The organism is Kitasatospora terrestris, from assembly GCF_039542905.1.
Lineage (GTDB): Bacteria > Actinomycetota > Actinomycetes > Streptomycetales > Streptomycetaceae > Kitasatospora > Kitasatospora terrestris.
On record NZ_BAABIS010000001.1, the window covers coordinates 2,879,145 to 2,903,330 of the forward strand.

Annotated in this window: 19 protein-coding genes, 2 tRNA genes and 1 riboswitch; of the genes, 8 read left to right on the top strand and 13 right to left on the bottom strand. The window is 70.9% G+C overall.

Annotation, left to right across the window (positions count from 1 at the left end):
- Positions 1-177 precede the first annotated feature (177 nt).
- Both tig and ABEB06_RS13265 read right to left on the bottom strand, forming a co-directional pair.
- Positions 178-1,575, bottom strand: coding sequence for a trigger factor (gene tig / locus ABEB06_RS13260; protein ID WP_345697061.1), 1,398 nt, complete (start codon positions 1,573-1,575; stop codon positions 178-180).
- 205 nt (positions 1,576-1,780) lie between these two features.
- A tRNA-Pro gene (locus ABEB06_RS13265) sits at positions 1,781-1,854 on the bottom strand.
- Positions 1,855-2,022: 168 nt separating this feature from the next.
- Between ABEB06_RS13265 and ABEB06_RS13270 the strand changes: the two genes are divergently transcribed.
- Positions 2,023-2,093: transfer RNA gene (locus ABEB06_RS13270), tRNA-Gly, on the top strand.
- Between the two features lie 142 nt (positions 2,094-2,235).
- On the opposite strand, the gene ABEB06_RS13275 is transcribed toward ABEB06_RS13270, so the two are convergent.
- From ABEB06_RS13275 to ABEB06_RS13285, 3 genes are all read right to left on the bottom strand, one after another.
- The gene (locus ABEB06_RS13275; RefSeq protein ID WP_345697062.1) at positions 2,236-3,210 is read right to left on the bottom strand and encodes a M23 family metallopeptidase; all 975 of its coding nucleotides are present in this window, start codon (positions 3,208-3,210) and stop codon (positions 2,236-2,238) included.
- Positions 3,211-3,212: 2 nt separating this feature from the next.
- A riboswitch (cyclic di-AMP (ydaO/yuaA leader) is annotated at positions 3,213-3,371 on the bottom strand.
- Between the two features lie 287 nt (positions 3,372-3,658).
- The gene (locus ABEB06_RS13280) at positions 3,659-3,877 is read right to left on the bottom strand and encodes a hypothetical protein (RefSeq protein WP_345697063.1); all 219 of its coding nucleotides are present in this window, start codon (positions 3,875-3,877) and stop codon (positions 3,659-3,661) included.
- Between the two features lie 337 nt (positions 3,878-4,214).
- Positions 4,215-5,447 carry a SpoIIE family protein phosphatase gene (locus tag ABEB06_RS13285; RefSeq protein WP_345697064.1) on the bottom strand — a complete coding sequence of 411 codons (1,233 nt, stop codon included), beginning with the start codon at positions 5,445-5,447 and terminating at the stop codon, positions 4,215-4,217.
- Between the two features lie 125 nt (positions 5,448-5,572).
- On the opposite strand from ABEB06_RS13285, the gene ABEB06_RS13290 reads away from it, so the two are divergent.
- The gene (locus tag ABEB06_RS13290) at positions 5,573-6,826 is read left to right on the top strand and encodes a GNAT family N-acetyltransferase (RefSeq protein ID WP_345697065.1); all 1,254 of its coding nucleotides are present in this window, start codon (positions 5,573-5,575) and stop codon (positions 6,824-6,826) included.
- Positions 6,827-6,877: 51 nt separating this feature from the next.
- On the opposite strand, the gene ABEB06_RS13295 is transcribed toward ABEB06_RS13290, so the two are convergent.
- Complete coding sequence (locus tag ABEB06_RS13295; RefSeq protein WP_345697066.1) at positions 6,878-7,363, bottom strand: ribose-5-phosphate isomerase; 486 nt, start codon at positions 7,361-7,363, stop codon at positions 6,878-6,880.
- Between the two features lie 110 nt (positions 7,364-7,473).
- Positions 7,474-8,073: a biotin transporter BioY gene (locus ABEB06_RS13300; RefSeq protein WP_345697067.1), complete on the bottom strand. Its 600-nt coding sequence runs from the start codon at positions 8,071-8,073 to the stop codon at positions 7,474-7,476.
- A gap of 258 nt (positions 8,074-8,331) precedes the next feature.
- Here ABEB06_RS13300 and ABEB06_RS13305 point away from each other — a divergent pair, with 258 nt between their 5' ends.
- Entirely contained in the window at positions 8,332-9,735 is a 1,404-nt protein-coding gene (locus tag ABEB06_RS13305) for an amino acid permease (RefSeq protein WP_425559620.1), read from the top strand.
- A gap of 69 nt (positions 9,736-9,804) precedes the next feature.
- Here ABEB06_RS13305 and ABEB06_RS13310 read toward each other — a convergent pair whose 3' ends face one another.
- Positions 9,805-10,440, bottom strand: a complete 636-nt coding sequence (locus ABEB06_RS13310) for a mycothiol-dependent nitroreductase Rv2466c family protein (protein ID WP_345697068.1) — start codon at positions 10,438-10,440, stop codon at positions 9,805-9,807.
- A 184-nt stretch (positions 10,441-10,624) separates the two neighbouring features.
- Here ABEB06_RS13310 and pepN point away from each other — a divergent pair, with 184 nt between their 5' ends.
- Positions 10,625-13,183, top strand: a complete 2,559-nt coding sequence (gene pepN, locus ABEB06_RS13315; RefSeq protein WP_345697069.1) for an aminopeptidase N — start codon at positions 10,625-10,627, stop codon at positions 13,181-13,183.
- 66 nt (positions 13,184-13,249) lie between these two features.
- Here the strand turns inward: pepN and ABEB06_RS13320 are convergent, their stop codons facing one another.
- The 5 genes from ABEB06_RS13320 to acnA form a co-directional block, all read right to left on the bottom strand.
- Positions 13,250-14,194: a carbohydrate ABC transporter permease gene (locus ABEB06_RS13320; protein ID WP_345697070.1), complete on the bottom strand. Its 945-nt coding sequence runs from the start codon at positions 14,192-14,194 to the stop codon at positions 13,250-13,252.
- A 13-nt stretch (positions 14,195-14,207) separates the two neighbouring features.
- A complete protein-coding gene (locus ABEB06_RS13325) occupies positions 14,208-15,140 on the bottom strand; it encodes a carbohydrate ABC transporter permease (protein WP_345701832.1) in 933 nt (310 codons plus the stop codon).
- Between the two features lie 79 nt (positions 15,141-15,219).
- Positions 15,220-16,632, bottom strand: a complete 1,413-nt coding sequence (gene ngcE / locus ABEB06_RS13330; protein ID WP_345697071.1) for an N-acetylglucosamine/diacetylchitobiose ABC transporter substrate-binding protein — start codon at positions 16,630-16,632, stop codon at positions 15,220-15,222.
- A 373-nt stretch (positions 16,633-17,005) separates the two neighbouring features.
- On the bottom strand, positions 17,006-18,307 hold the full coding sequence (locus ABEB06_RS13335; RefSeq protein ID WP_345697072.1) for a glycoside hydrolase family 18 protein: 1,302 nt from the start codon (positions 18,305-18,307) through the stop codon (positions 17,006-17,008).
- Between the two features lie 147 nt (positions 18,308-18,454).
- Positions 18,455-21,100, bottom strand: coding sequence for an aconitate hydratase AcnA (gene acnA, locus ABEB06_RS13340; RefSeq protein ID WP_345697073.1), 2,646 nt, complete (start codon positions 21,098-21,100; stop codon positions 18,455-18,457).
- A gap of 227 nt (positions 21,101-21,327) precedes the next feature.
- On the opposite strand from acnA, the gene ABEB06_RS13345 reads away from it, so the two are divergent.
- The 4 genes from ABEB06_RS13345 to ABEB06_RS13360 all read left to right on the top strand — a co-directional run bounded on the left by ABEB06_RS13345 (position 21,328) and on the right by ABEB06_RS13360 (position 24,124).
- The gene (locus tag ABEB06_RS13345) at positions 21,328-21,843 is read left to right on the top strand and encodes a SigE family RNA polymerase sigma factor (protein ID WP_345697074.1); all 516 of its coding nucleotides are present in this window, start codon (positions 21,328-21,330) and stop codon (positions 21,841-21,843) included.
- A 123-nt stretch (positions 21,844-21,966) separates the two neighbouring features.
- Positions 21,967-22,893: a hypothetical protein gene (locus ABEB06_RS13350; RefSeq protein WP_345697075.1), complete on the top strand. Its 927-nt coding sequence runs from the start codon at positions 21,967-21,969 to the stop codon at positions 22,891-22,893.
- Between the two features lie 163 nt (positions 22,894-23,056).
- Entirely contained in the window at positions 23,057-23,464 is a 408-nt protein-coding gene (locus ABEB06_RS13355; protein WP_345697076.1) for a type II toxin-antitoxin system VapC family toxin, read from the top strand.
- A gap of 132 nt (positions 23,465-23,596) precedes the next feature.
- The gene (locus tag ABEB06_RS13360; RefSeq protein WP_345697077.1) at positions 23,597-24,124 is read left to right on the top strand and encodes a superoxide dismutase family protein; all 528 of its coding nucleotides are present in this window, start codon (positions 23,597-23,599) and stop codon (positions 24,122-24,124) included.
- The last annotated feature ends 62 nt before the right edge of the window (positions 24,125-24,186 follow it).

Sequence of the window (24,186 nt, forward strand, 5' to 3'; positions counted from 1 at the left end):
CCACCTGCTCAGTCGATCTGCTTGTGTGTCGCTGTCTATGGACCCTAACGCGCAGGCCCGGTCCCGGAATCCCTCACGCAGACCTGTTCGCTGTGAGCGCAGGGTGAGGGCCGGACAACGCAGTGGGCCCGGACACCAGGAGGTGTCCGGGCCCACGGCCGGATGTCACGGCGAGGCTCAGGCCTCGGTGGTCTCCTCGGCGGCGGCAGCCTCCTCGGTGGAAGCCTCCACCGCGGTCTCGGTCTCGTCCTCGTCGTCCTCGAAGGTGACGACCTCACCGTTGGTGTCGGTGACCTTGGCGGACTCGACCACGGCGGCCAGCGCCTTGCCGCGGGCGACCTCGCCGACCAGCAGCGGAACCTGGCCGCCCTGGACGACCTGCTGCGCGAACTGGTCCGGGGTGAGGCCCGAGCCGGCGGCACGGCGGATGAGGTGCTCGGTGAGCTCCTCCTGGTTCACGCCCAGCTCCAGCTTGGCGACGATCGAGTCCAGGACGAACTGGGTCTTGATGCCCTTCTTCGCCTGCTCCTCGGTCTCCGCGTCGTAGGCCTCGCGGGTCTTGTCCTGGGAGGCCAGGTAGGTGTCGAGGGTCAGGCCCATCGGCTCCAGCTGGTGGTGCTCCAGGTTGTGCTTGCGGGTCTCGACCTCGTCCTTGAGGAGCTTCTCCGGGTAGTCCATCTCGACCCGGGTCAGCAGCTCGTCGAGGACCTTCTCCTGGGCCTGGGTGGCCTGGTCGAACTCCTTCATGCGCTCGAGGCGCTTGCGGGAGTCGCCGCGGAGCTCCTCCAGGGTGTCGAACTCGCTCGCCAGCTGGGCGAACTCGTCGTCGAGCTCGGGGAGCTCCTTCTCCTGGACGGTGGTCACGGTGACGGTGACCTCGGAGCTCTTGCCGGCCTGGGTGCCGCCCTTGAGCTCGGTGGTGAAGGTCGCGGACTCGCCGGCGGACAGGCCGACCACGGCCTCGTCGATGCCCTCGAGCAGGCGGCCGGAGCCGATCTCGTAGCTCACGCCGGTGGCGGTGCCGTCCTCCGGCACCTCGCCGTCGACCTTGGCCTCCAGGTCGACGACCACGACGTCGCCCTCGGCGGCGGCGCGCTCGACGTCCTTCACGGAGGAGAAGCGCTCGCGGAGCTGCTGCAGCGACTTCTCGACGTCCTCGTCGGAGACCTCGATCGGGTCGACGACGACCTCGATCTCGGAGAACTCCGGCAGGGTGATCTCCGGGCGGACGTCGACCTCGGCGGTGAACTTGAGGTCACCGCCGTCGACCAGGGTCTCGACACCCTCGATGTTGGTGATGTCCGGCTGGCCCAGGACGTCGATCTTGCCCTCGTCGACGGCCTGCGTGTAGAAGCGCGGCAGCGCGTCGTTGACGGCCTCCTCCAGCACGGCACCGCGGCCGAACCGCTGGTCGATCACGCGGTTCGGGATCTTGCCCTTGCGGAAACCCGGGACGGTGACCTGCTGGTTGATCTTCTGATACGCCGCGTCGAGGCTGGGCTTCAGCTCCTCGAAGGGCACCTCGACGGTGAGTCGAACCCGGGTCGGGTTCAGAGTCTCGACGGCGCTCTTCACGGTGGGGTCTCCTATGGGGCTTGCGGTCAGGGCGATAGGCGGTTGGAGCTGCGATGGGAATTTCGGCTTCCGTACTACCGCCAACGCCCCATCCTACCGGTACCACGAAAGCCGCTGTGTACCCCACGGGCACCAGGGGGCGCACCCGCCCGACGGCCGGTACGACAACAGGGCCCCGCCCGCCGGACGAGACCCTGCCGCACTGTCGGGGTGACCGGATTCGAACCGACGGCCTTCCGCTCCCAAAGCGGACGCGCTACCAACCTGCGCCACACCCCGTGGTGCCGAGAGGAAGAGTACACGTCGGCCGTCCACCGCCCGTGGTCATATCGGCGCCCGCACGAGCGAAAGCGGTGTGCATTCCACCGACCCGACCAGGTACGCTAGCGACGTCCTCGTGACCGCCTCGGCGGCCCGGGGGCGAGCTGTGCCGCCGACGGCGGCCATGCGGGTGTAGCTCAATGGTAGAGCCCCAGTCTTCCAAACTGGTCACGCGAGTTCGATTCTCGTCACCCGCTCCGCGCAGAACGGCCCCGGCTGCCCCAGGCAGCCGGGGCCGTTGCCGTTCCCGCTGGTCCGGCCGGGTGCGCCCACGGCCCCGGGCACCCCTCGCGGGGCGGCCGGGGCCGTGTGTGGTGACTGCGCCGTCTACCGCAGGGGTCAGACGCTGACGCCGTGCGCCGCCAGGTAGGCGACCGGGTCGATGTCCGAGCCGTAGCTCGGGGTGCTGCGGATCTCGAAGTGCAGGTGCGGGCCGGTCACGTTGCCGGTGGCACCGGACAGGCCGATCTGCTGACCGGCGGAGACGCTCTGGCCGGCCGAGACCGAGATGGACGACAGGTGGGCGTACTGGGCGTACTTGCCGTCGGCCAGCTTGATGATGACCTCGTTGCCGTAGGCGCCGCCGTTGCCGGCGGAGACCACGGTGCCGGCGGCGACGGCCTTCAGGCTGGTGCCGGTGGAGACCGGGAAGTCGATGCCGGTGTGGTAGCCGCTGGACCAGTTGGAGCCGGCCGCGTGCCACGCGGTGGTGTGGTGCACGGAGACCGGGGCGACGTAGCCGGAGGCGTTGGAGGACGCCGCGGCGGAGGACGCCGGGGTCGACGAGCCGGTGGCGGCCTTCGGGGTGGCCTTCTTCGCGGTCGAGGTGGTGGTCGACTGCTGGGTCTGCTTCGGCGCGGACTGCTGCTTGGGAGCGGTCTGCTGCTTCGGCTGCTCGGCCGGGGCGGCGGCCGGAGCGGCCGCGGCGGCACCGCCGACGGTCAGCTTCTGGCCCGGGTAGATCAGGTTCGGGTTGGAGCCGATGACCGAGTGGTTGTCCTGGTAGAGCTTCTCCCAGCCGCCGTCGACGTGCTGGGCGGAAGCGATCTTGGACAGGGTGTCGCCGGCGACGACCGAGTAGTCGTGCGACGCGGCGGCGGCCGGAGCGGTGTCGGCGGCCGGGGTGGCGGCGACGGCCGGGGTCTCGGCGGCGGCGGCGGCCGGGGCGCGGTGGCCCTCGTGGGCGTGGCCGGTACCGTGCGCGCTGGCGGCGGTGACCGGGAGGCCGACCGCGGCACCGGCGACACCGGTGGCGATGGCGATGCGGACGATGGTCTTCAGGCGGGGCTTGCGGTGCTTGCCGTTCGCGGACATGAAGAATTCCTCTCCGACGCCTACGAGGTGAGCTGTCGGGTTCGGACGAGAGTTGCCCGGCCGCGCTAGGCACGGCTTCACCCCGAGCCGTCCCCGGTGTTCCGGGTACGGCGACTTACCTGTGGGTCCCCCGCTCCTGCCGAGAACGGTTATCTGGTCGGCACCGGGCAGCGGCAGGACTAGGCGTTCCACCCGGTGGCCCACCCGGACGATCCGCCCGGGCTGCGGTGAAGCAAAGCCGACGCCGGGCACCCGTGGCAAGCGTCGGCCCCGCCGGGACGGAGGTCCCGACGGGGCTGACGGACCGGCAGGTCACCACCCGCGCACACGGCCCGACCGAGCGCTTACGGGATCATGACCCTACGTACACCAACCATTAACGCAGCGGCATATTCGGCACCGTTCGGACGCGATCACTCACCCCCGGTCACCGCACGGGTGACGCTGCTCACCCCGCGATCGAGGAGATGGCCTTGGCGAGCGAGTTCAGGAAGTCCTGGATCGGCTGCGCCGCGGTGGACTGGCTCACCATGAAGCCGAACAGGGCGGCGACGATGGCATGGCTGGTCTTCAACTGCTTGTTGCGGATGAAGATCACCATGATGATGCCGAACAGGACCAGGGCGGAGACGGAGAAGGCCACGCCGGACTCACTTCCTCGATTCATGGCGGGGGTTCGTGAGGCGGAAACCGGCCCCTACCCCCCGTGTCCCCACCAGTCCATCCGGACTCAGTGTGGTCGCTCGTGCGGACTCCGTAAAGGACTTGCCGGGCAACCGGTCGGAAGATCCTGCCATCTGAGACCGGTTTCCGCCGTCCGAGACGATAGCGGAAGGCATATGACGGGCCGTCGACGGCCGGTTGCCGTCACCGGGACGGGAGAGAAAAGGGCAGGCCGACCGCACCGGAGCGGGTACGTCCGAAGCGCCGTCAGGTTTGGCCGAAGATCACCACCCGCTCTTGACACCGGGTCGCCCACGGGCCACGGGCCGGCCGCCGGACCGCTACTGGCGCCAGATCAGCAGGACGGCGCGGTCGTCGTTGACGTCCTTGGCGACGGTGTCGATCAGCCGGGTCGCCGCGCCGCCGCGGGCCGACTCGGTCTGGGCGGCCGCCGCGACCAGCCGGTCGGACTCCCCCATCAGCCGGTCCATGCCCTCGGTGAGATCGCGCCCGGGCAGCTCCACCATGCCGTCGGTGCACAGCAGCAGCAGGTCGCCCGGCCCGAGCCGGCCGCGCACGCCCTCGAACTTGGCGCCGTCGTAGACCCCGAGCAGCGGGCCCTCGGCCTCCTTGACCTCCCATCGGCCCGCCCCGGCCAGCCGGTGCATGCCCGGCAGGTGGCCGGCCGAGAGCAGCTCGTACTCGCCGGTGTCCAGGTCGAGCACCAGGTGGACGGCGGTGGCGAAGCCCTCGTCCCAGTCCTGGCGGAGCAGGTAGCCGTTGGCGGCGGGCAGGAAGTCGTGCGCGGGGAGCGAGCCGAGCAGGCCGCCGAAGGCGCCGGAGAGCAGCAGCGCCCGGGAGCCGGCGTCCATGCCCTTGCCGGAGACGTCGGCGAGCACCGCCTCCAGCACCCGGCGGCCGCTGCCGGTGCGGGTGGCGACCACGAAGTCGCCCGAGAAGGACTGGCCGCCGGCCGGGCGCAGCGCCATGTCGGCGTGCCAGCCCGCGGGCAGGTCGGGGACGCGGCTCTGCACCCGGATCCGCTCGCGCAGGTCGAAGAGCATGGTGGAGCCGCCGCGCCAGGGCACGCCGACCCGGCGGCGGAACTGGGCGACCAGGAGTCCGGCGATGCCGACCGCGCCGACCACCAGGGCGGCGCCGGGGGTGACCCCGTAGACGTACGACTCGGGGCGTTCGCTGGCGACCTTCTCGCCGGTGTGGATCAGCGACTCGGCGATCAGCCCGAACGCGGCGGCCGCGTAGAGCAGCACCAGGGTGCCGGGGCGCAGCAGCAGGGCTCCGGCCAGGACCGGCAGCACCAGGGCGGTGGGCGGGCACCAGTCCGGGAAGAGCACGTTGGCCAGGACCAGCAGCGGGACGGCGAGGGCCAGCGCGGTGAAGGCGAGCCAGTCGGCGCCGTCGCCGCGGAAGTAGTCCACGCCGGTCCGGCGCAGGCGGACACGGACCCGGTAGAGCTTCGCGCGCCACCGGGCCGTCACGGGCTCCCGCGCCGCTCTGCCGGCCGGGCCCGTCGCAGTCGTCCGGGGCGTGTCGCCCTGCGTGCTGCCGGCCATGGGGTCCGACCTTATCCACCGGGGCGGGTGCCGTCGACGGGGTGGGCGGGGTCGGCGGCGATGTTCCGGGAGCTGTTCAGCGGGTTTCAGCCGACTGAGGGGGGTTCTGGTGATAGCTGTGGCGTATGACATCTCACCACCCCGACCTGTCCGTGCGCCCGCTCGCCGCCGAGGAGTGGGACGGCTGGTTCCGTGTGCTGGAGCTGGCCTTCGGCGGTTCCGAGGAGGAGCCGCAGCAGCGGGAGCTGTGGCGCGAACTGACCGAGGTCGACCGCGCGCTGGTGGTCTGCGACGGCGACCGGCCGGTCGGCGGTTGCAGTGCGTACAGCTTCCGGATGGCGGTGCCGGGCGGCGCGGTGCTGCCGGTCGCCGGCGTGACCATGGTGGGGGTGCTGCCCACCCACCGCCGGCGCGGGGCGCTGACCGCGCTGATGCGGCGCCAGCTGGACGACGTCCGGGGCCGGGGCGAGGCGCTGGCGGTGCTGACCGCGTCCGAGCCGCCGATCTACGGCCGGTTCGGGTACGGGCACGCCACCAGCCGGCTCGGCTTCACCCTGCCGCGCGGCCGGGTGGCGGTGCACCAGCCGGCCGGCCCCGAGGTGCGGCTGCGGCTGGCCGACCCGCGCGAGGCGCTGCCCGCGTGCGAGGAGCTGTACGCCGGCCTGGTGCCGCTGCGGCCCGGCATGCTGGAGCGGCGGCCCGGCTGGGAGGCGCTCGCGGTGCTGGACGCGCCGGGCGGGCGCGGCGGCCACTCGCCGCAGATGTGCGTGCTGGCCGAGGACCCGGCGGGCGGCCGGCTGCTGGGGTACGCCCGCTACGCGATCCGCCCGGATTCCGACGACGCCGGTCCGGCCGGGGTGGTCCGGGTGGACGACGTGGAGGCGACGCACCCGGCGGTGTACGCCCGGCTCTGGGCCTACCTGCTGGACCTGGACCTCACCTCCACGGTGACCGTCCGCACCCGACCGGTGGACGACCCGCTGGTGCACCTGGTCTCCGACCCGCGCCGGATCGTGCCCAAGCAGCGCGACGGCCTGTTCGTGCGGCTGGTGGAGGTGGCCGCGGCGCTGGAGCAGCGCGGCTACGCGACGCCGCTGGACGTGGTGCTGGAGGTGACCGACGGCTTCTGCCCGTGGAACGCCGGCCGTTGGCGGCTGAGCAGCGCGGGTCCGGGTGCCGGGGCGAGCTGCGTGTGGACCGATTCGGCGGCCGATCTGCGGCTGGACGTCCGCGAGTTGGGGGCCGCCTACCTGGGCGGGAGCACGCTCGCGGCGCTGGCCCGGGCGGGTCTGGTGGAGGAGGTGCGCGAGGGGGCGCTGGCGGAGGCGTCGCGGGCCTTCGCCTCGGACGTGGCGCCCTGGCTGCCGCACGGGTTCTGAGCCGGGCTCGACTCCCGTGCGGCAGCGGGTGGTTGGAGGGGCGGTGCGGGATCAGCCCTGCGGGTGGTGGGCCGGGATCGGCGGGAGCTCGCCGGTGGTCTCGTACTCGGAGAGCATCTCGATCCGGCGGGTGTGCCGCGGCTCGCCGCTGTACGGGGTGTTGAGGAAGATCTCGACGAACTTGGTGGCCTCCTCGACGGTGTGCATCCGGCCGCCGATCGAGATCACGTTGGCGTTGTTGTGCTCCCGGCCGAGCGAGGCGGTCTGCTCGCTCCACGCCAGGGCGGCACGGACGCCCTTCACCTTGTTCGCCGCGATCGCCTCGCCGTTGCCGGAGCCGCCGATCACGATGCCCAGGGCCTCGGGGTCGGCGGCCGTCCGCTCGGCGGCGCGGAGGCAGAACGGCGGGTAGTCGTCCTCGGCGTCGTAGATGTGCGGGCCGCAGTCGACCGGCTCGTGACCGGCGCCCTTCAGCCACTCGGCGAGGTGGTTCTTCAGTTCGTATCCGGCATGGTCGGAGCCCAGGTAGACGCGCATGCGACGAGTATCGCAGGCGGCAGTGCCGACGGGGCCGCGGGAACCGCGCGCGGCACGACGGTGGGACATCCACCGTGCCACTTCGCGCAGTTCGCCGCGGCCCGGCCGGGTCAGCGCCGCGCGGCGAGCTTCCAGACGCCGGGCAGCAGGGCCGTCGCCACGGCCACCTTGAGCGCGTCGCCGACCAGGTACGGGTACAGGCCGAGGTCGGCCGCCTTGGCGAGCGGGACGTGCAGGGCGACGGCCAGGTAGGGGACGCCGACCGCGTAGATCGCCAGGTTGCCGAGCACCATCGCGGCGGCCGTCCGCAGCGGGCTGCGGTCCGCACCGCGGCGGGCGAGCGCGCCGGTGAGGCCGGCGGCGAGGACGAAGCCGATCACGTAGCCGAGGCTCGGCATCGCCCAGCCCGAGCTCGCCCCGGCGAACCACGGCAGGCCCGCCATGCCGGCCAGCAGGTAGAGGCCGAGCGCGGCGACGCCGCGGCGGGCGCCGAGCGCGGTGCCGACCAGCAGCGCCGCGAAGGTCTGGCCGGTGACCGGCACCGGCGAGCCGGGGACCGGCACGGAGAGCTGGGCGGCCAGGCCGGTCAGCGCGGCGCCGCCGACCACCAGGGCCAGGTCGCGGGCCTGGGCGCCGTACCGGGTCGCGGCGCGCGGCAGCAGGTCGGCGAGGACGGGGACGGGTGCGGCGGTGGGCACGGCGGTGGCCATCGGGACTCCTCCGGTTCGGTGCGGTCGGAAACGATCACCACCGAACCTATGCACCGCCCGGCCCGGGGCCGAGGTCGTCCGTGACAAAACGTCACGCCCCCGGCTTGTCGGATCCGCACTGTGACGAAGAGCTCACGTAGGGAGTCCGTCACGCGGAGTGATCGGACGGTCCGGATGGCGGGCCTTCCTGGCATGTCCACCGGAGCTACCGAATAGTGGACGGGAATCTCCCCTATCCGAACAGTCTGGACCCCCCGCATGACGTCCCTCCCCCCGGCACCCACCCGGCAGCCGTCCGGCGCCACCGCGGCCACCGCGGCCACCGCGGCCGACGGCAAGCTGGCCCACGGCCTCAAGCCGCGCCACCTGTCGATGATCGCGCTCGGCGGCGTGATCGGCGCCGGGCTCTTCGTCGGCTCCGGCGCGGGCATCGCCGCCGCCGGACCGTCCATCGTGCTCGCCTTCGCGCTCTCCGGCGTGCTGGTGATGCTGGTGATGCGGATGCTGGGCGAGATGTCCGCCGCCCGGCCGGCCAGCGGCTCCTTCTCGGTGCACGCCGAGCGCGAGATCGGCCCGTGGGCCGGACTCACCGTGGGCTGGCTGTTCTGGACCCTGCTCTGCGTCGGCGTCGCCGCCGAGGCGATCGGCGCCGCCGGGATCATGGCCGGCTGGCTGCCGGGCGTGCCGTCCTGGGTCTGGGTCGCGATCTTCATGAGCTTCTTCTGCGCCACCAACCTGGCGGCGGTGAAGAACTTCGGCGAGTTCGAGTTCTGGTTCGCCGCGGTCAAGGTCACCGCGATCACCGCGTTCCTGGTGATCGGTGTCCTCGCCGTCACCGGCGTGCTGCCCGGCACCGACTCCCCCGGCACCGCCAACCTCACCGGCGACGGCGGCTTCTTCCCGCACGGCTCCTCCGGCCTGGTCACCGGCCTGCTCGCCTCCGTCTTCGCGTACGGCGGCCTGGAGACCGTCACCATCGCCGCCGCCGAGTCCGAGGACCCGCGCCGCAGCGTCGCCGGCGCCGTGCGCACCGCGATGTGGCGGATCGCCCTCTTCTACGTCGGCTCGATGGCGGTCATCGTCACCCTGGTGCCGTGGAACGACCCGTCGGTCGTCAAGCCCGGCCCGTACGTCGCCGTGCTGGACACCCTCGGCATCCCGGGCGCCGCGCAGGTGATGAACGTGGTGGTGCTGATCGCGCTGCTCTCCGCGATGAACGCCAACATCTACGGCTCCTCGCGGATGGCGTACTCGCTGGTCGCCCGCGGCCAGGGGCCGAAGGCGCTCGGCAAGGTCGGCGGCGGGGTGCCGCGGCGCGCGGTGCTCGCCTCCTCGGCGTTCGGCTTCGCGGCGGTGCTGTTCAGCTACTGGTGGCCGACCACGGTCTTCACCTGGCTGCTCAACATGGTCGGCGCGGCGGTGCTGGTGGTGTGGGCGTTCATCGCGGTGGCGCAGCTGCGGATGCGGCGGCGCCTCGAACGCGAGGCCCCCGAGAAGCTGACCGTCCGGATGTGGGCCTTCCCGTACCTCACCTGGGCCGCGCTGGCCGGCATCGTGGCGGTGCTGGTGCTGATGACCCTCGACGCCGACAACCGGATCCAGCTGTACTTCACCCTCGGCCTGACGGCCCTGCTGGCCCTCGTCGGCAAGCTCCGCCGCTAGCGGACCACGGAAGGGGCGCGAGGAACCGGAGGTTCCTCGCGCCCCTTCGTGCGTGCGGTGCGTTTGTGGTTACTCGAAGGACGGGCCCTTGGTGCGGGTCCGCTTGATCTCGTAGAAGCCCGGGGTGGACGCGACCAGGACGGTGCCGTCCCAGAGGCGGGCGGCGGCCTCGCCGCGCGGGGTGGGGGTGACGACCGGGCCGAAGAAGGCGACGCGGTCGCCTTCCGGGCCGTCGACGGCGATCACCGGGGTGCCGACGTCCTCGCCGACCAGGGTGATGCCCTCCTTGTGCGAGGCCCGCAGCGCCTCGTCGTAGGCGTCGGTGTCGGCGGCGTCGGCCAGCTCGGCCTCCAGGCCGGCCGCCTCCAGCGCGGCGACGATGGTCTCCCGGTTGTTCGGCAGGCCCTGGTTGTGGAAGCGGGTGCCGAGCTCGGTGTAGAGCGGGCCGAGCACCTTGTCCCCGTGCGCCTGCGCGGCGGCGATCAGCACCCGGACGGGGCCCCAGCCGGCCGCGAGCAGCTCCTTGTAACGCTCCGGCAGGTCCTCGCGGCCCTCGTTGAGCACCGACAGGCTCATCACGTGCCACTTGGTGTCGACGGGGCGCAGCTGCTCGACCTCGAGCATCCAGCGCGAGGTCATCCAGGCCCAGGGGCAGATCGGGTCGAACCAGAAGTCGGCGATCTTACGGGAGTCTGCAGTCGTCACGGACGGCGTCCTTCGGTCGGTGGTGTCACGGTCGGGGGCGCTTCCCCTCGGGTCTGCAACCGAACGCGCCGCCCGATGATTCCGGACAGTGCAATTACACCGTGGACGGGGCGTGAAAGGATGCCCCCGAAAGAGTTCCAGCAGAGCTCTCAGTACCAGGGGATCCGTACAAAGGAGTACCGCCGTGCCGGGCAAGAACCTGAGCCGAGAGGAAGCCCGCGAGCGGGCCGGGATCATCGGGGTGGAGCGCTACCGCGTCCACCTCGACGTGACGTCGGCGCCCGATCCGGAGAAGTCCACGTTCCTCTCCACCACCGAGATCGCCTTCCGTTCCTCCGCGCCGGGCGGCGCGACCTTCCTCGACCTGTTGGCGCCCTCGGTCCGTTCGGTCACCCTGAACGGCCGCGAGCTGGACCCGGCGCAGGTCTTCGACGGAACGCGCGTCCGGCTGGACGGGCTGGCCGAGCGGAACGAGCTGACCGTGGTGGCGGACTGCGCCTACAGCCGGACCGGCGAGGGGCTGCACCGCTTCGTCGACCCGGTGGACGGCGAGACGTACCTCTACACCCACTACGAGCCGGCCGACGCCCGGCGGGTGTTCGCCAACTTCGAGCAGCCCGACCTGAAGGCCCGTTACGTCTTCACGGTCACCGCGCCGGCCTCCTGGGACGTCTACAACAACGCGGTGCACACCGCCGTCGAGGCCGACGGCTCCGCCCGGACCTGGACGTTCGCCGAGACGCAGCCGATCTCCACGTACCTGACCGCCGTGGTGGCCGGCCCGTACCACGTGGTGCGCGACCACTACAGCCGCGAGCTGCCGGACGGCACGGTGCTGGAGATCCCGCTCGCCGCGACCTGCCGCAGGTCGCTGGCCCCGTACTTCGACGCGGACGAGATCCTCACCGTCACCAAGCAGGGCCTGGACTTCTTCCACGACGAGTTCGACTACCCGTACCCGTTCGGCAAGTACGACCAGTGCTTCGTGCCGGAGTACAACATCGGCGCGATGGAGAACCCGGGCTGCGTCACCTTCCGCGAGGAGTTCGTCTTCCGCTCGAAGGTCACCGACGCGGCGTACGAGGGCCGCGCCAACGTCATCCTGCACGAGATGGCGCACATGTGGTTCGGCGACCTGGTCACCATGAAGTGGTGGGACGACCTGTGGCTGAAGGAGTCGTTCGCCGACTTCATGGGCTCCTTCTCGCAGGTCGAGGCCACCCGGTACCGGTCGGCCTGGATCACCTTCGCCAACCAGCGCAAGGCGTGGGCGTACCGGCAGGACCAGTTCCCCACCACCCACCCGATCACCGCGGACATCCGCGACCTCGAGGACGCCAAGCTCAACTTCGACGGCATCACCTACGCCAAGGGCGCCTCGGTGCTCAAGCAGCTGGTGGCGTACGTCGGCCGGGACGCCTTCTTCGAGGGCGCCCGCCGCTACTTCAAGAAGCACGCCTTCGGGAACACCGTCCTGGACGACCTGCTGGACGTCCTGGAGGAGACCAGCGGCCGCGACCTCAAGACCTGGGCCGCCGCCTGGCTGCAGACCTCCGGCGTCAACTCGCTCACCCCGCAGCTGCTGACCGACGGCGAGGGCCGGATCACCGAGCTGGCGATCCTCCAGGACGGCGGCGAGCCGCGCCCGCACCGGGTGGCGATCGGCCTGTACGACCGCGCCGCCGACGGCGCGCTGGTCCGCAGCGACCGGATCGAGCTGGACGTCACCGGCGCCCGCACCGTGGTCGCCGAGGCCGCCGGCCGGCCCCGCCCGGCGCTCGTCCTGGTCAACGACGACGACCTGACGTACTGCAAGATCCGCTTCGACGAGGTCTCGCTCGCCACCCTGCGCGAGGGCCTCGGCGACATCGCCGATCCCCTCGCCCGGGCGCTCGCCTGGTCCGCGGTGTGGAACCTCACCCGCGACGCGCTGATGCCGGCCCGCGACTACATCGGCCTGGTGCTGCGCTTCGCCGGGCAGGAGTCGGACATCGGCGTCCTGCAGTCGCTGCACCGGCAGGCCAAGGGGGCGCTCGACGTGTACGCCGCGCCCGAGTGGCGCGCCGAGGGCGGCCGGCTGCTGGCCCAGAGCGCGGTCACCGAGCTGCGCGCCGCCGAGCCCGGCAGCGACCACCAGCTCGCCTGGGCCCGCTTCCTCGCCCAGACCGCGCAGGGCGCCGAGCAGCTGCAGCTGCTGCGCGGGCTGCTGGAGGGCACCGCCCGGATCGACGGCCTCGACATCGACCAGGAACTGCGCTGGTCGCTGTGGCTGGCGCTGGCCGCGGCCGGCGACGCCAGCGGCGAGGAGCTCGCCGCCGAGCTGGAGCGGGACAACACCGCGAGCGGGCGGCGCCAGCAGACCCAGTGCCTGGCCGCGCTGCCGACGCCGGGCGCGAAGGCCGCGGCCTGGTCCTCGGTGGTCGACTCGGACGAGCTGCCCAACGCCCTGGTCGAGGCGCAGATCGCCGGCTTCGCCCAGCCCGACCAGCGGGAGCTGACGGCCGGTTACGCCGAGCCGTACTTCGCGATGCTGGAGGACATCTGGGCGCAGCGGTCGATCGAGATCGCGATGCGGATCGTCGGCGGCTTCTTCCCGCGCTTCCAGACCACGCCGGAGACGCTCGCCGCGACGGACGCCTGGCTGACTGGGCACGAGGGCGCCGCGCCCGCGCTGCGCCGCCTGGTGCTGGAGTGCCGCGACGACCTGGCGCGCGCCCTCGCCGCGCAGGCCGCCGACCGCTAGGAGCACGCACGCCGGGGGCGCGAGGAACGATGTTCCTCGCGCCCCCGGCGTCGTTGTCGGTCGTTCCTACTTCAGGGTGGCGCTGGTCAGGCCCGCCTGGACCTGGCGCTGGAAGGACAGGTAGACCACCAGCACCGGCAGCATCGCGATCGTCATGCCGGCGAACAGCGCCGGGGCGTCGCTCTTGTAGCCGGACTGGAGCGCGAGGTTGACCAGGCCCTGGGCCAGCATCGAGTGGTCGGCCTCGCCCGCCGTGGTCGGCTGCATCAGGGTGACCGGCAGGATGTACTGGTTCCACTGGCCGAGGATGTTGAAGATGCCGACGCTGATCAGGCCGGGCTTCGCCATCGGGACCATGATCTGGAAGAACGCCCGGGCGTGCGAGCACCCGTCGAGCATCGCGGCCTCGTGCACCGCGGTCGGCAGCGTCCGGAAGAACGAGTACATGAAGAACACGGTGAACGGCAGCGAGTACGCGACGTACACCAGGATCAGGCCGGCGTAGCTGTTCAGGCCCAGGTACGGCGAGATCTCACCGAGGTTGCGGACCATGAAGAACAGCGGCACGAGCGCCAGGTACACCGGGAACATCGAGCCGGCCACGAACAGGTAGTAGATGACCTTGTTGCCCTTGAACTCGTACCGGGCGAGCACGTAGGCCGCCATCGAGCCGAGCAGCATGGTCAGGGTCACCGAGCCGAGCAGCACGATGATCGTGTTCATGAAGAACCCGCCGATGCCCTTCTCCCACGCCCGTCCGAAGGCGTCGAAGTGGAAGGCCGCGGGCCAGCTCCAGGCGGAGCCGTTGATCTGGGAGTCGGTCTTGAAGGAGCCGAGCACGACCCAGCCGAGCGGCAGGACGATCAGGATCGCCCAGACGGCCAGGAAGCCGTGCGAGAAGACGTTCAGGACGCCGCCGCCCTCGCCGAAGCGCTGGGTGCGGTCCTGGGCCGGCTTGCTGCCGGTGCCGCGCTGACCGGGAACGCTCGCGGTCTTGTCGATAGTCGCCATCACAAGTCCCCGCTCAGTACTCGATCTTGTCGCGCTTGGTTGCCCAGAGCGAGACGACGGTCAGGATCAGGGTGAAGAAGAAGATCACGACACCCATGGCACACGCGTAGCCGGCCTCGCCGTTGCGCAGGAAGCTGCGCATCAGGTAGGTCGAGATCAGCTCGGAGTGGTGGTCGGGGCCGCCGCCGAAGTAGGCGCCCGGGGTGATCGAGGAGACCAGCGCGAAGGCGTCCATGGCGACGATGGCCAGGTAGACCCAGGCGGTCTGGACGGTCTCCCAGAGCAGCGGCAGGGTGATCTTGAAGAAGGTCTGCCCGCGCTTGGCGCCGTCCAGCAGGGCGGCCTCGTAGATGTCCTTCGGGATCGACTGCATGGCGGCCGAGAAGAGCACCAGGTAGAAGCCGACGCCGGACCAGACCAGCACCGCGAGCACGCACCACATGACCATGTCCGGGTCGGACAGCCACTGCACCGGCTGGTCGACGGAGGCCAGGCCGAGCTTGATCAGGACGCCGTTGGCCAGGCCGCTCTGGTCGGTGCGGTAGACCGCGCCCCAGAGCACCGCGAGGATCGCGATGGACAGCACCTGCGGGAAGAAGAACACGACCTTGTAGAAGCCGGCGCCCTTCACACCCTGGACGCCGCCGGTGCCGCCCTTGCCACCGACGTTCAGCATGAAGGCGAAGAACAGCGCGATCAGGATGGTCACGACCGGCAGCAGGATCAGCAGCAGCAGGTTGTGCCACAGAGCGTTGCCGAAGACCTCGTCATCGAGGAGTCTCGTGTAGTTGTCCAGGCCGACGAAGTTCATCTCCTGGCTCGCTCCTGACCAATCGGTCAGGGAGTATCCGAAGGTCTGCGCGTAGGGCCACAGCACCAGGCCCACGTACAGCACGATCGGAAGAAAGAGGAACCCCACGATGAAGGGGTACTTGCCGTGACGCATGGTCACCTTCTCCTGTCCGTCAGGCGGACGCCCCGGGGGTGGTTCGGGCCCCCCGGGGCGCTGTGGTGAATCCGACCGGTCAGGCGGTCTTGTTCTTGGTGGCCGACTCCTTGGCGCGCTTGATCCACTCCGCCGGAGTGATGCGCTTGGCCATCAGCTCGCCCGAGGCGTTCTGCAGGTCCTCGTCGAACTTGGAGGCGGTGTTCGGGTACTGGAAGTTGAAGACGTTGGCGCCGGCCGCCTTCAGGGCGACGACGGTCGAGGCGGTGCCCGGCTTCAGCTGGACCTCGGGGCCGACGCCGTCCTTGAGGCAGGTGAGGCTGTTGGCGGTCTGGGCGAACTTGCCCGAGGCCTCCTTGGTCAGCATCTTGCGCAGGAACTCCAGGCCGCCGGCCACGTTCTTGGCCTTGGACGGGACGATGAAGGGCTCGCCGGAGCCGGCGCGGATGGCCTCGAAGGGCAGCTTGTCACCCGGCAGCGACGGCATCGGCAGGAACTTCATGTCGAAGTCGGCCGGGGTGGTCGGCAGCTGCTCGTTCTCCAGCCAGGAGCCGGAGGGGATGAAGGCGGCCTTGTACTGGTTCCACGCCGTCTGCGACTCGGTGTGGGTCATGCCGTTGGTGCCGGGGAGCAGGTAGTCCTTGTCGACGACCTGGTAGAAGGCCTCGACCACGGTCTTGACGGCCGGGTCGTCCCAGGCGGTGGCGTCGAGGGTGTCGATCCGCTTCATGAGGTCCAGGCCGCCCTGCTTGGCGATCATGTCCATCATGACGACGTTGATGTAGTACGGGTACTTGCCCTGGTGGGCGAGCGGGGCGATGCCCTTGGCCTTGATCTGCTCGCACAGGGTGATGAACTCGGCCCAGGTCTTCGGGGCGGTCCAGCCGTTGTCCTTGAAGAGCTTGCCGGAGTACCAGAAGCCCCAGACGGTGTAGACGTAGGACAGGTTGTAGACCTTGCCGTCCTTCGCCTTGCCGGACTCGATGGTGCCGGGCATCAGGACGTCGCGGACCTTCTTCGACGGGTCGTCGATGTACGGCGCGTCCAGCAGCGGGGCGAGGTCGGTCAGCTGGTTGGACTCGGCGAGGACGTCCAGCTTCATCTGCTTGGCGCCCGAGTCGTCGATGACGTCCGGCGGGGAGCCGGCGTTGAAGCGCGGCTGCAGCTTGCCGGTGACGTCCTTGTCGGCCTGGTGGTTGATCTTCGCACCCGGGAACTGCTTCGAGTACATGGCCTCGAAGGCCTTCGCGTACTCGTTGCCGTAGCCGCCGTCGAAGATGAAGACCTCGAGGCCGTCGGCCTCCTTGACGCCGAACGGGTTCTTGGCGTCGGCCAGGTTGAAGCCGCCGGCAGCCTTGGCGCCCTTGTCGGCGCTGCTGCCGGTGCCACCGGCACAGGCGGCGAGCAGCGAACCGCCGCCGGCCGCGAGCACGGCCACGCCGGCCGCCCGCTTGAAGATGTCACGACGGTTGTACTCGGTTGCAGAGCCCATGAGTGCCCTAACCCCTCGGTTTCCAGAAGATGCAGACCAGGGCTGACGGATCGTCAAGTCCTGTTGGCCATACGATGCCCAGCGGCGAAGCTGCCGGTCAGAGGCGGTTTTTGTGATGCGCAAAGGTATAGTCCACTGTTCATCTGGCGGCAATAGCCCACCCGCCCGATCACGGTGGTGACGGTCAAAGCGTTGTCGGCGGTGCAGCATGTGCAATGCACAGGGACCCTGCATATTGCGCTTCCGCGATCACCGATGTCCGAGAAGATAGCGCGAAGCTGCTCGTTTGAACATAGAAATGCGCAGCTTCGCGCACGACGACACTCAAATCGTGATACGCGAAGCTGCGCGGGGTCCCACCCGGGCCTTGCGGCTACCGCAGACCCCTGTCCAACGCCGTTACCAGCGAGCCCTGGCTGTCGTCGTTGTCGAGCGCCCACACCATCACGCCGCCGAGCCCCTGGCAACGGGTGTACTCGGCCTTCCTGGTGAGCAGCTCGGGGGTGTCGTACGACCAGAACTCGGTGCCGTCGTACTTCCAGGTCGCGCCGTGCGCCCGGTCGTAGTGGACGGTGCCCGGCAGGTCCTTGATCTGGTTGTACGGCAGGTTGCCGCCCCGGGCGAGGCCGGTCGCGGCCTGGTACAGGCCGAACTTGTCGCCCGCCTGCACGCCGGTCCAGCCGTAGCCGTAGAACGGCACGCCCAGCACCGCCTTCTTCGGCGGCAGGCCCTTGTCCAGGTAGTGCCGGACCACCCGGTCGGCGCTGAGCCGGCCGTTGCTGGTCGCCACGTCGTCCGGGTCGGTGTAGAGGTTGGCCTGGTGGTCGGTCGGGCCCAGCGACTCCCACGGACCGTGCAGGTCGTAGGTCATCAGGTTGAGCCAGTCCACCGACTTGGCGACCTTGGGGATCTCCAGCTGGTCGGCCTTGGCCTCGCCGGCCGGCACCGCGGCGGTCAGCAGGTAGTGCGGGCCCTTGCGGCCGCTCAGCGCGTCCAGCTGGCGGCGGAACTCCTGCATCAGCAGGGTGTAGTTCCGGCCGTCCTCGGGGCGCACCACGTTGCCCGCGTCACCGCCGCCGCCCGGGTACTCCCAGTCGATGTCGATGCCGTCGAACACCCCGGCGCCGGCCCCCTGGCCGCCCTCGGCGGAGCCGAGCTGCGGCAGGTTGCCCTTGAGGTAGAGGTCGATGCAGGAGGCGACGAACTTCTTCCGCGAGGCATCGGTGGCGGCCGCGTCCGAGAAGTACTTGGACCAGCTCCACCCGCCGAGCGAGATCACCACCTTGAGCTGCGGGTTCTTCGCCTTGAGCTTGCGCAACTGGTTGAAGTTGCCCTTCAGCGGCTGCTCCGCGGTGTCGGCCACGTCGTCCACCGACTCCTCGGCGCCGACCGGCCGCTGGTAGTCGGCCCAGGCGTCGCCGACCCCTGCGGCGTTGGCCTCGAAGCAGGTGCCCTCGGCGGAGACGTTGCCGAAGGCGTAGTTGATGACGGTGAGCTTCCCGGCCTGCCCGGAGTCCTGCACCTTCTTGGCGGAGAAGCCGCTGTAGATGCCCCACTGGGTGAAGTAGCCGACCCGCTGGCCCTTGAGGCCCTGATGGGCGTCCGCGGTCGCCGGGGAGGCGATCAGCGCGCCCAGGGTGGCGATCGCCAGTACTGCCGATGTGCGTCTGGTCATTCCGTGAATCTCTCCGATTCAGCGTCAATTGGTCTGGACCATGTGCTGATGGAGAGGTTTAGTCCATTCGCCGGGGACGCACAAGAGGCCGGACCGCATTGCGGTCCGGCCTCTCGGTCTACTGCAGGTCTCAGCCGCTGTGCCCGATCAACCGATCAGGCTGCGCAGCACGTACTGCAGGATGCCGCCGTTGCGGTAGTAGTCCGCCTCACCGGGGGTGTCGATGCGCACGACCGCGTCGAAGGTGACGTCGCCCGCGGTGACCTTGACGGTCTTCGGGGTGCGGCCCTCGTTCAGCTCGGTGACGCCCTCGAAGGAGAAGGTCTCCTCGCCGGTCAGGCCCAGCGAGTCGGCGGTCTGGCCGGCCGGGAACTGCAGCGGCAGCACGCCCATGCCGATCAGGTTCGAGCGGTGGATGCGCTCGTAGGACTCGGCGATGACGGCCTTGACGCCGAGCAGCGCGGTGCCCTTGGCCGCCCAGTCGCGGGACGAGCCCGAGCCGTACTCCTTGCCCGCCAGGACGACCAGCGGGATGCCGGCGGCCTGGTAGTTCTGCGAGGCGTCGTAGATGAACGACACCGGGCCGTCGGCCTGGGTGAAGTCGCGGGTGTAGCCGCCCTCGGTGCCCGGCGCGATCTGGTTGCGCAGGCGGATGTTGGCGAAGGTGCCGCGGATCATCACCTCGTGGTTGCCGCGACGCGAACCGTACGAGTTGAAGTCGCGCTTCTCCACACCGTTCTCGGTGAGGTACTGCGCGGCCGGGGTGCCCGGCTTGATGTTGCCGGCCGGCGAGATGTGGTCGGTGGTGACCGAGTCGCCCAGCTTGGCCAGGACGCGGGCACCGGCGATGTCGGTCACCGGGCTCGGGGTCTTGGCCATGCCCTCGAAGTACGGGGGCTTGCGGACGTAGGTGGACTCGGCGTCCCACTCGAAGGTGTTGCCGGTCGGGACCGGGAGCGACTGCCAGCGCTGGTCGCCGGCGAAGACGTCCTGGTAGCCCTTGTCGAACATGTCCTGGTCGATGGAGCCGGCGACGACGTCGGCGACCTCCTGCTCGGACGGCCAGATGTCGGCGAGGAAGACGTCGTTGCCGTCCGCGTCCTTGCCCAGGGCGTCACGGGTGATGTCGACGTTCATGTTGCCGGCGAGGGCGTAGGCGACCACCAGCGGCGGGGAGGCCAGGTAGTTCATCTTGACGTCCGGGTTGATCCGGCCCTCGAAGTTGCGGTTGCCGGAGAGCACCGAGACGACCGCCAGGTCGGCCTCGTTCACCGCGGCCGAGACCTCCTCGGGCAGCGGGCCCGAGTTGCCGATGCAGGTGACGCAGCCGTAGCCGACCAGGTTGAAGCCCAGCTTCTCCATGTACGGGAGCAGGCCGGCCTTCTCGTAGTAGTCCATGACGACCTTGGAGCCGGGCGCCAGGGTGGTCTTGACCCACGGCTTGACCGTGAGGCCCTTCTCCACGGCCTTCTTCGCCAGCAGGGCGGCGCCCAGCATGACGGAGGGGTTGGAGGTGTTGGTGCAGGAGGTGATCGAGGCGATCACGACCGCGCCGTTGTCGATCTCGTAGGACGAGCCGTCGGGGGCGGTGACGGCGGTCGGCTTCGAGGCCTCGGCGGAGTAGGTCGGCAGCGCCTCGGCGAACTTCGCGGCGGCCTCGGCCAGGACCACGCGGTCCTGCGGGCGCTTCGGGCCGGAGATCGACGGGACGACGGTGGAGACGTCCAGCTCCAGGTACTCGGAGTAGACCGGCTCGACCGACGGGTCGTGCCAGAGGCCCTGCTCCTTGGCGTACGCCTCGACCAGGGCGAGCTGCTGCTCGTCACGGCCGGTGAGCTTGAGGTAGTTGATGGTCTCGGCGTCGATCGGGAAGATCGCACAGGTCGAGCCGAACTCCGGCGACATGTTGCCGATGGTGGCGCGGTTCGCCAGCGGGATGGCGGAGACGCCCTCGCCGTAGAACTCGACGAACTTGCCGACCACACCGTGCTTGCGCAGCATCTCGGTGATGGTGAGCACCAGGTCGGTGGCGGTGGTGCCGGCCGGGAGCTGGCCGTTGAGCTTGAAGCCCACCACGCGCGGGATCAGCATGGAGACCGGCTGGCCGAGCATCGCGGCCTCGGCCTCGATGCCGCCGACGCCCCAGCCCAGCACGCCCAGGCCGTTGACCATGGTGGTGTGCGAGTCGGTGCCGACGCAGGTGTCGGGGTACGCCTGGCCGTTGCGGACCATGACCGTGCGCGCCAGGTGCTCGATGTTGACCTGGTGCACGATGCCGGTGCCCGGCGGGACGACCTTGAACTCGTCGAACGCGGTCTGGCCCCAGCGCAGGAACTGGTAGCGCTCCTTGTTGCGGCCGTACTCGATCTCGACGTTCTGGACGAAGGCGTCCGGGGTGCCGAACTTGTCGGCGATGACCGAGTGGTCGATGACCAGCTCGGCCGGGGCCAGCGGGTTGATCTTCGCCGGGTCGCCGCCCAGCTCCTTCACGGCCTCACGCATGGTGGCGAGGTCGACCACGCACGGCACGCCGGTGAAGTCCTGCATGATCACACGGGCCGGGGTGAACTGGATCTCCTCCGACGGCTCCGCCGTCGCGTCCCAGTTGCCCAGGGCGCGGATGTGGTCGGCGGTGATGTTGGCGCCGTCCTCGGTGCGCAGCAGGTTCTCCAGCAGGACCTTGAGGCTGTACGGCAGCCGCTCGGAACCCTCGACGGCGGAGAGCTTGAAGATCTCGTACGACTCGTCGCCCACCTGCAGCGAGCTGCGGGCGTCGAAGCTGTTCGCGGACACGACTGACTCCTTCTAGGTCCACCCGGTGGTAAGGTAAGCCTTAGCTAATCCGCTTCCGCCGGCCTATATCTTGACGTCAAGATAAATCGTAGCGACTAGTTATCTCGATGTCGAGATAAACCATAGTGCATGGCTGCGTCCAAACTTCACCCCCGCATGCCGTAACGCAACCGCGCGTCTCGGGCGTCTACCTGCCGGACACGGCACGGCGGAGGGGATGGCGGGCGATGGGGGACGAACGGCAGGCTCAGAACCTGCGGGAGTTCGAGGAGTTCGCGCACAGCAGGGGCACCGCGCTGTTCCGCACCGCACTCCTGCTGTGCGGCGACTGGCATCTGGCCGAAGACCTCACCCAGGCGACCCTCGCCAAGGTCTACGCCTCCTGGACCCGGGTACGGAGCGCCGACAGCCCGGAGGCCTACGCCCGCCGGATCCTGCTGCGCGGCCACCTCTCGCACCGCCGGCTGCGGCGCTCCGCCGAGCGGCCCGCCCTGGAACAGCTGCCGGAACAGGTCTCCACCGAGCAGGACCCCGCCCTGCGGTTGACCCTGCTGCAGGCGCTCGGCGGGCTGTCGCCCCGCGACCGGGCCGTGCTGGTGCTGCGCTACTGGGAGGACCGCAGCGTCGAGGAGACCGCCGCCGAGCTCGGCCTCACCACCGGCGTGGTGCGCACCCGCAGCCTCCGCGCCCTGACCCGGCTGCGCGCCCTGCTCGGCGACCAGCTGGCGGGGCTGGCCGCGTAACCAGCCATCCATCGGCGCCGACGGCCCGGCCATCGACGCCGGCGGCCCGGCCGCGCGCCCGGCCGCACAGGACGGCCCCCACGCGGACCGCACGGACACACAGACCCGGAGGGGAGAACGGACATGCACGATTCCGAGCAGGTCGGGCGCGAGGTGAGCGCGGTCTTCGAGCAGGCCGTCGGCGACGCGGAGCCACCGCTGACCCGGCTGGTCGCCGGCGCGACCGCGGACGGGAGGAGGATCCGGCGGAGCCGACGGATCCGCGTGACGGGTGCCGCCGTAGCCGTGGCCGTGCTCGCGGTGGGGGGCCCGCTGCTGCTGGCCCGTTCCGGCGCGACGGCCGGGCAGACATCCGCGGCCGCCTCCGGCCCGGCCGTGGCGGCGGGCCCGAACGGAACGTCGGGACAGAGCGGAACGGCGGGCCCGAACGGAACGGCGGCGACCGCACCCGCGGGCGGGACCTCCCCCACCGGGACGACGGTGCCGCTCACCGGGGCCGCGGCGGTGCGGACCCTGGTCTCCCTGATCCCGTCCGGCTCACCGATCGGGCAGTACAGCGGGCGGGACGGCCTGCCGGCCGGCGGACGCGACTCGGACGTGCGCGGGCGGGTCGTCTACGACGCCGGACACGGGAGCGCGGCGATCCAGGTGTCGGTCGAACCGCACTTCGTGCCGGACCCCAAGGACGGCCACGGCGACCTCTTCTCCTGCGCGTCCCGCGGCGCCCAGAAGATCTGCCACGTCGCCGACCTGCCGGACGGCGGCAAGCTGCTGACCTGGGAGGGCCGGGTCTTCGACGAGGTGCAGCGCGGCGCCGACCTCCTGCGGGCCGACGGCGTCCGGGTGAGCGTCTCCACCGGCAGCCTGATGGACGCCAAGCACGAACAGGTGCTCCGCCAGGAACCGCCGCTCACGCTGGACCAGTTGGAGAACATGGCGCTCAGCCCGGCCTGGCACGCCCGGATCGGTGCCCAGGAGGCGGCCGAAGCGGCCGCCCAGATCACGCCCTACCAGGACCAGCGCTCCGCATCGGCCACCCCCGAGCCCTGACCGGCCGCGGACCGGCGGCACCGCTGCGGACCGGGCAGCACCGCCTCCGGCCGGGCAGCACCGCCTCCGGCCGGGCGGCACCGCCTCGGGCCCGGCCGTTCCCCGTCGGACCGGCAGGGCTACGGTGTGCGGGACCGACCGTGCCGCTCTGGGGGAATGTTCCGTGATCGTCGTCGATGCATCCGCGCTGGTCCTGGCCCTCTCCGACGAGGGCGAGCGGGGCGCGGCGGCCCGTGCCGAGCTGGCGGCCGACCGGGACTGGGCCGCTCCGGAGCACGTGGTGATCGAGGTGATGCAGTCGCTGCGCGGGCTGTACCTGGCCAAGGAGCTGACGGCGGCCCGGGTGGCCGAGCTCGTGGCGGAGCTCCCGGGCCTGACGATCCGCAAGATCGAGGTCGCACCGCTGCTCGGCCGGATCTGGGAGCTCAAGGACAACCTGACCCCCGACGACGCGGCGTACGTCGCGGTCGCGGAGTCGCTGGGCGCCCCGCTGATCACCGCCGACCTGCGGCTGATGCGGGCCAGCGGGCCCCGCTGCGAGATCCGCGGCATCACCCGGGCGTCCGGCTGAGCGCCCTCGCACGGGCCTCGGGCCGCCCGCGCCTCTCTTTCGGGTGACTTCCCGGCATTGCGCGGGGTCGGGGCGCGGCGGTCGCGCGACGGTGGGCGGTGTCCCCTGCCCGGCCCGTCGGAAGGCCCCGTGATGCCCGTACCGTCCGCCGCGTTCCTGCTCCCCCTCGCGCTGGCGCCGGTCCTGGCGCCGACCACCGTGGTGGACGCCCACTTCGACCGGGCGGACGGCTTCGTCCCGGCCCGGGCGATCACCCACGCGCCGGACCTGGTCCCGTACGGGGCGCCGGTCCGGGTGACGGTGACCCGGGCGCCGGGCGGGACGACCGTCGCGCTGGAGGTCTCCGGGCTGGCGCCGGACCACGAGTTCCCGGCGCACGTGCACACCGGGCACTGCGGCGCCGACCCGGCCGCCTCCGGACCGCACTACCAGCACACCGCCGACCCGGTGCAGCCCTCCACCGACCCGGCGTACGCCAACGCCGGCAACGAGCTGCGGCTCACCCTGCGCACCGACGCCGAGGGCGCCGGCCGTGCCGAGTCCACGGTCGGCTGGCGGTTCCGGCCGGACGGGGCGCACTCCCTGGTGCTGCACGCGGGCAGCCCGGCCGGCCCGCACCGGGCGGGCGACCGGGCCGCCTGCGTCGACGTGGACTTCTGACCGCTCGTCGGGCGTGAACCTCCCCGGAGGCCGCCCCGGAACTCGTCAGGGGCTCGGTCAGG

Excerpts from the sequence above, each read along its gene's own strand:
- ABEB06_RS13275 (WP_345697062.1), bottom strand. The coding sequence starts at position 3,210 with ATGTCCGCGAACGGCAAGCACCGCAAGCCCCGCCTGAAGACCATCGTC.
- ABEB06_RS13280 (WP_345697063.1), bottom strand. The coding sequence starts at position 3,877 with ATGAATCGAGGAAGTGAGTCCGGCGTGGCCTTCTCCGTCTCCGCCCTG.
- ABEB06_RS13285 (WP_345697064.1), bottom strand. The coding sequence starts at position 5,447 with ATGGCCGGCAGCACGCAGGGCGACACGCCCCGGACGACTGCGACGGGC.
- ABEB06_RS13290 (WP_345697065.1), top strand. The coding sequence starts at position 5,573 with ATGACATCTCACCACCCCGACCTGTCCGTGCGCCCGCTCGCCGCCGAG.
- ABEB06_RS13295 (WP_345697066.1), bottom strand. The coding sequence starts at position 7,363 with ATGCGCGTCTACCTGGGCTCCGACCATGCCGGATACGAACTGAAGAAC.
- ABEB06_RS13300 (WP_345697067.1), bottom strand. The coding sequence starts at position 8,073 with ATGGCCACCGCCGTGCCCACCGCCGCACCCGTCCCCGTCCTCGCCGAC.
- ABEB06_RS13305 (WP_425559620.1), top strand. The coding sequence starts at position 8,332 with ATGACGTCCCTCCCCCCGGCACCCACCCGGCAGCCGTCCGGCGCCACC.
- ABEB06_RS13320 (WP_345697070.1), bottom strand. The coding sequence starts at position 14,194 with ATGGCGACTATCGACAAGACCGCGAGCGTTCCCGGTCAGCGCGGCACC.
- ABEB06_RS13325 (WP_345701832.1), bottom strand. The coding sequence starts at position 15,140 with ATGCGTCACGGCAAGTACCCCTTCATCGTGGGGTTCCTCTTTCTTCCG.
- ngcE (WP_345697071.1), bottom strand. The coding sequence starts at position 16,632 with ATGGGCTCTGCAACCGAGTACAACCGTCGTGACATCTTCAAGCGGGCG.
- ABEB06_RS13335 (WP_345697072.1), bottom strand. The coding sequence starts at position 18,307 with ATGACCAGACGCACATCGGCAGTACTGGCGATCGCCACCCTGGGCGCG.
- ABEB06_RS13345 (WP_345697074.1), top strand. The coding sequence starts at position 21,328 with ATGGGGGACGAACGGCAGGCTCAGAACCTGCGGGAGTTCGAGGAGTTC.
- ABEB06_RS13350 (WP_345697075.1), top strand. The coding sequence starts at position 21,967 with ATGCACGATTCCGAGCAGGTCGGGCGCGAGGTGAGCGCGGTCTTCGAG.
- ABEB06_RS13360 (WP_345697077.1), top strand. The coding sequence starts at position 23,597 with ATGCCCGTACCGTCCGCCGCGTTCCTGCTCCCCCTCGCGCTGGCGCCG.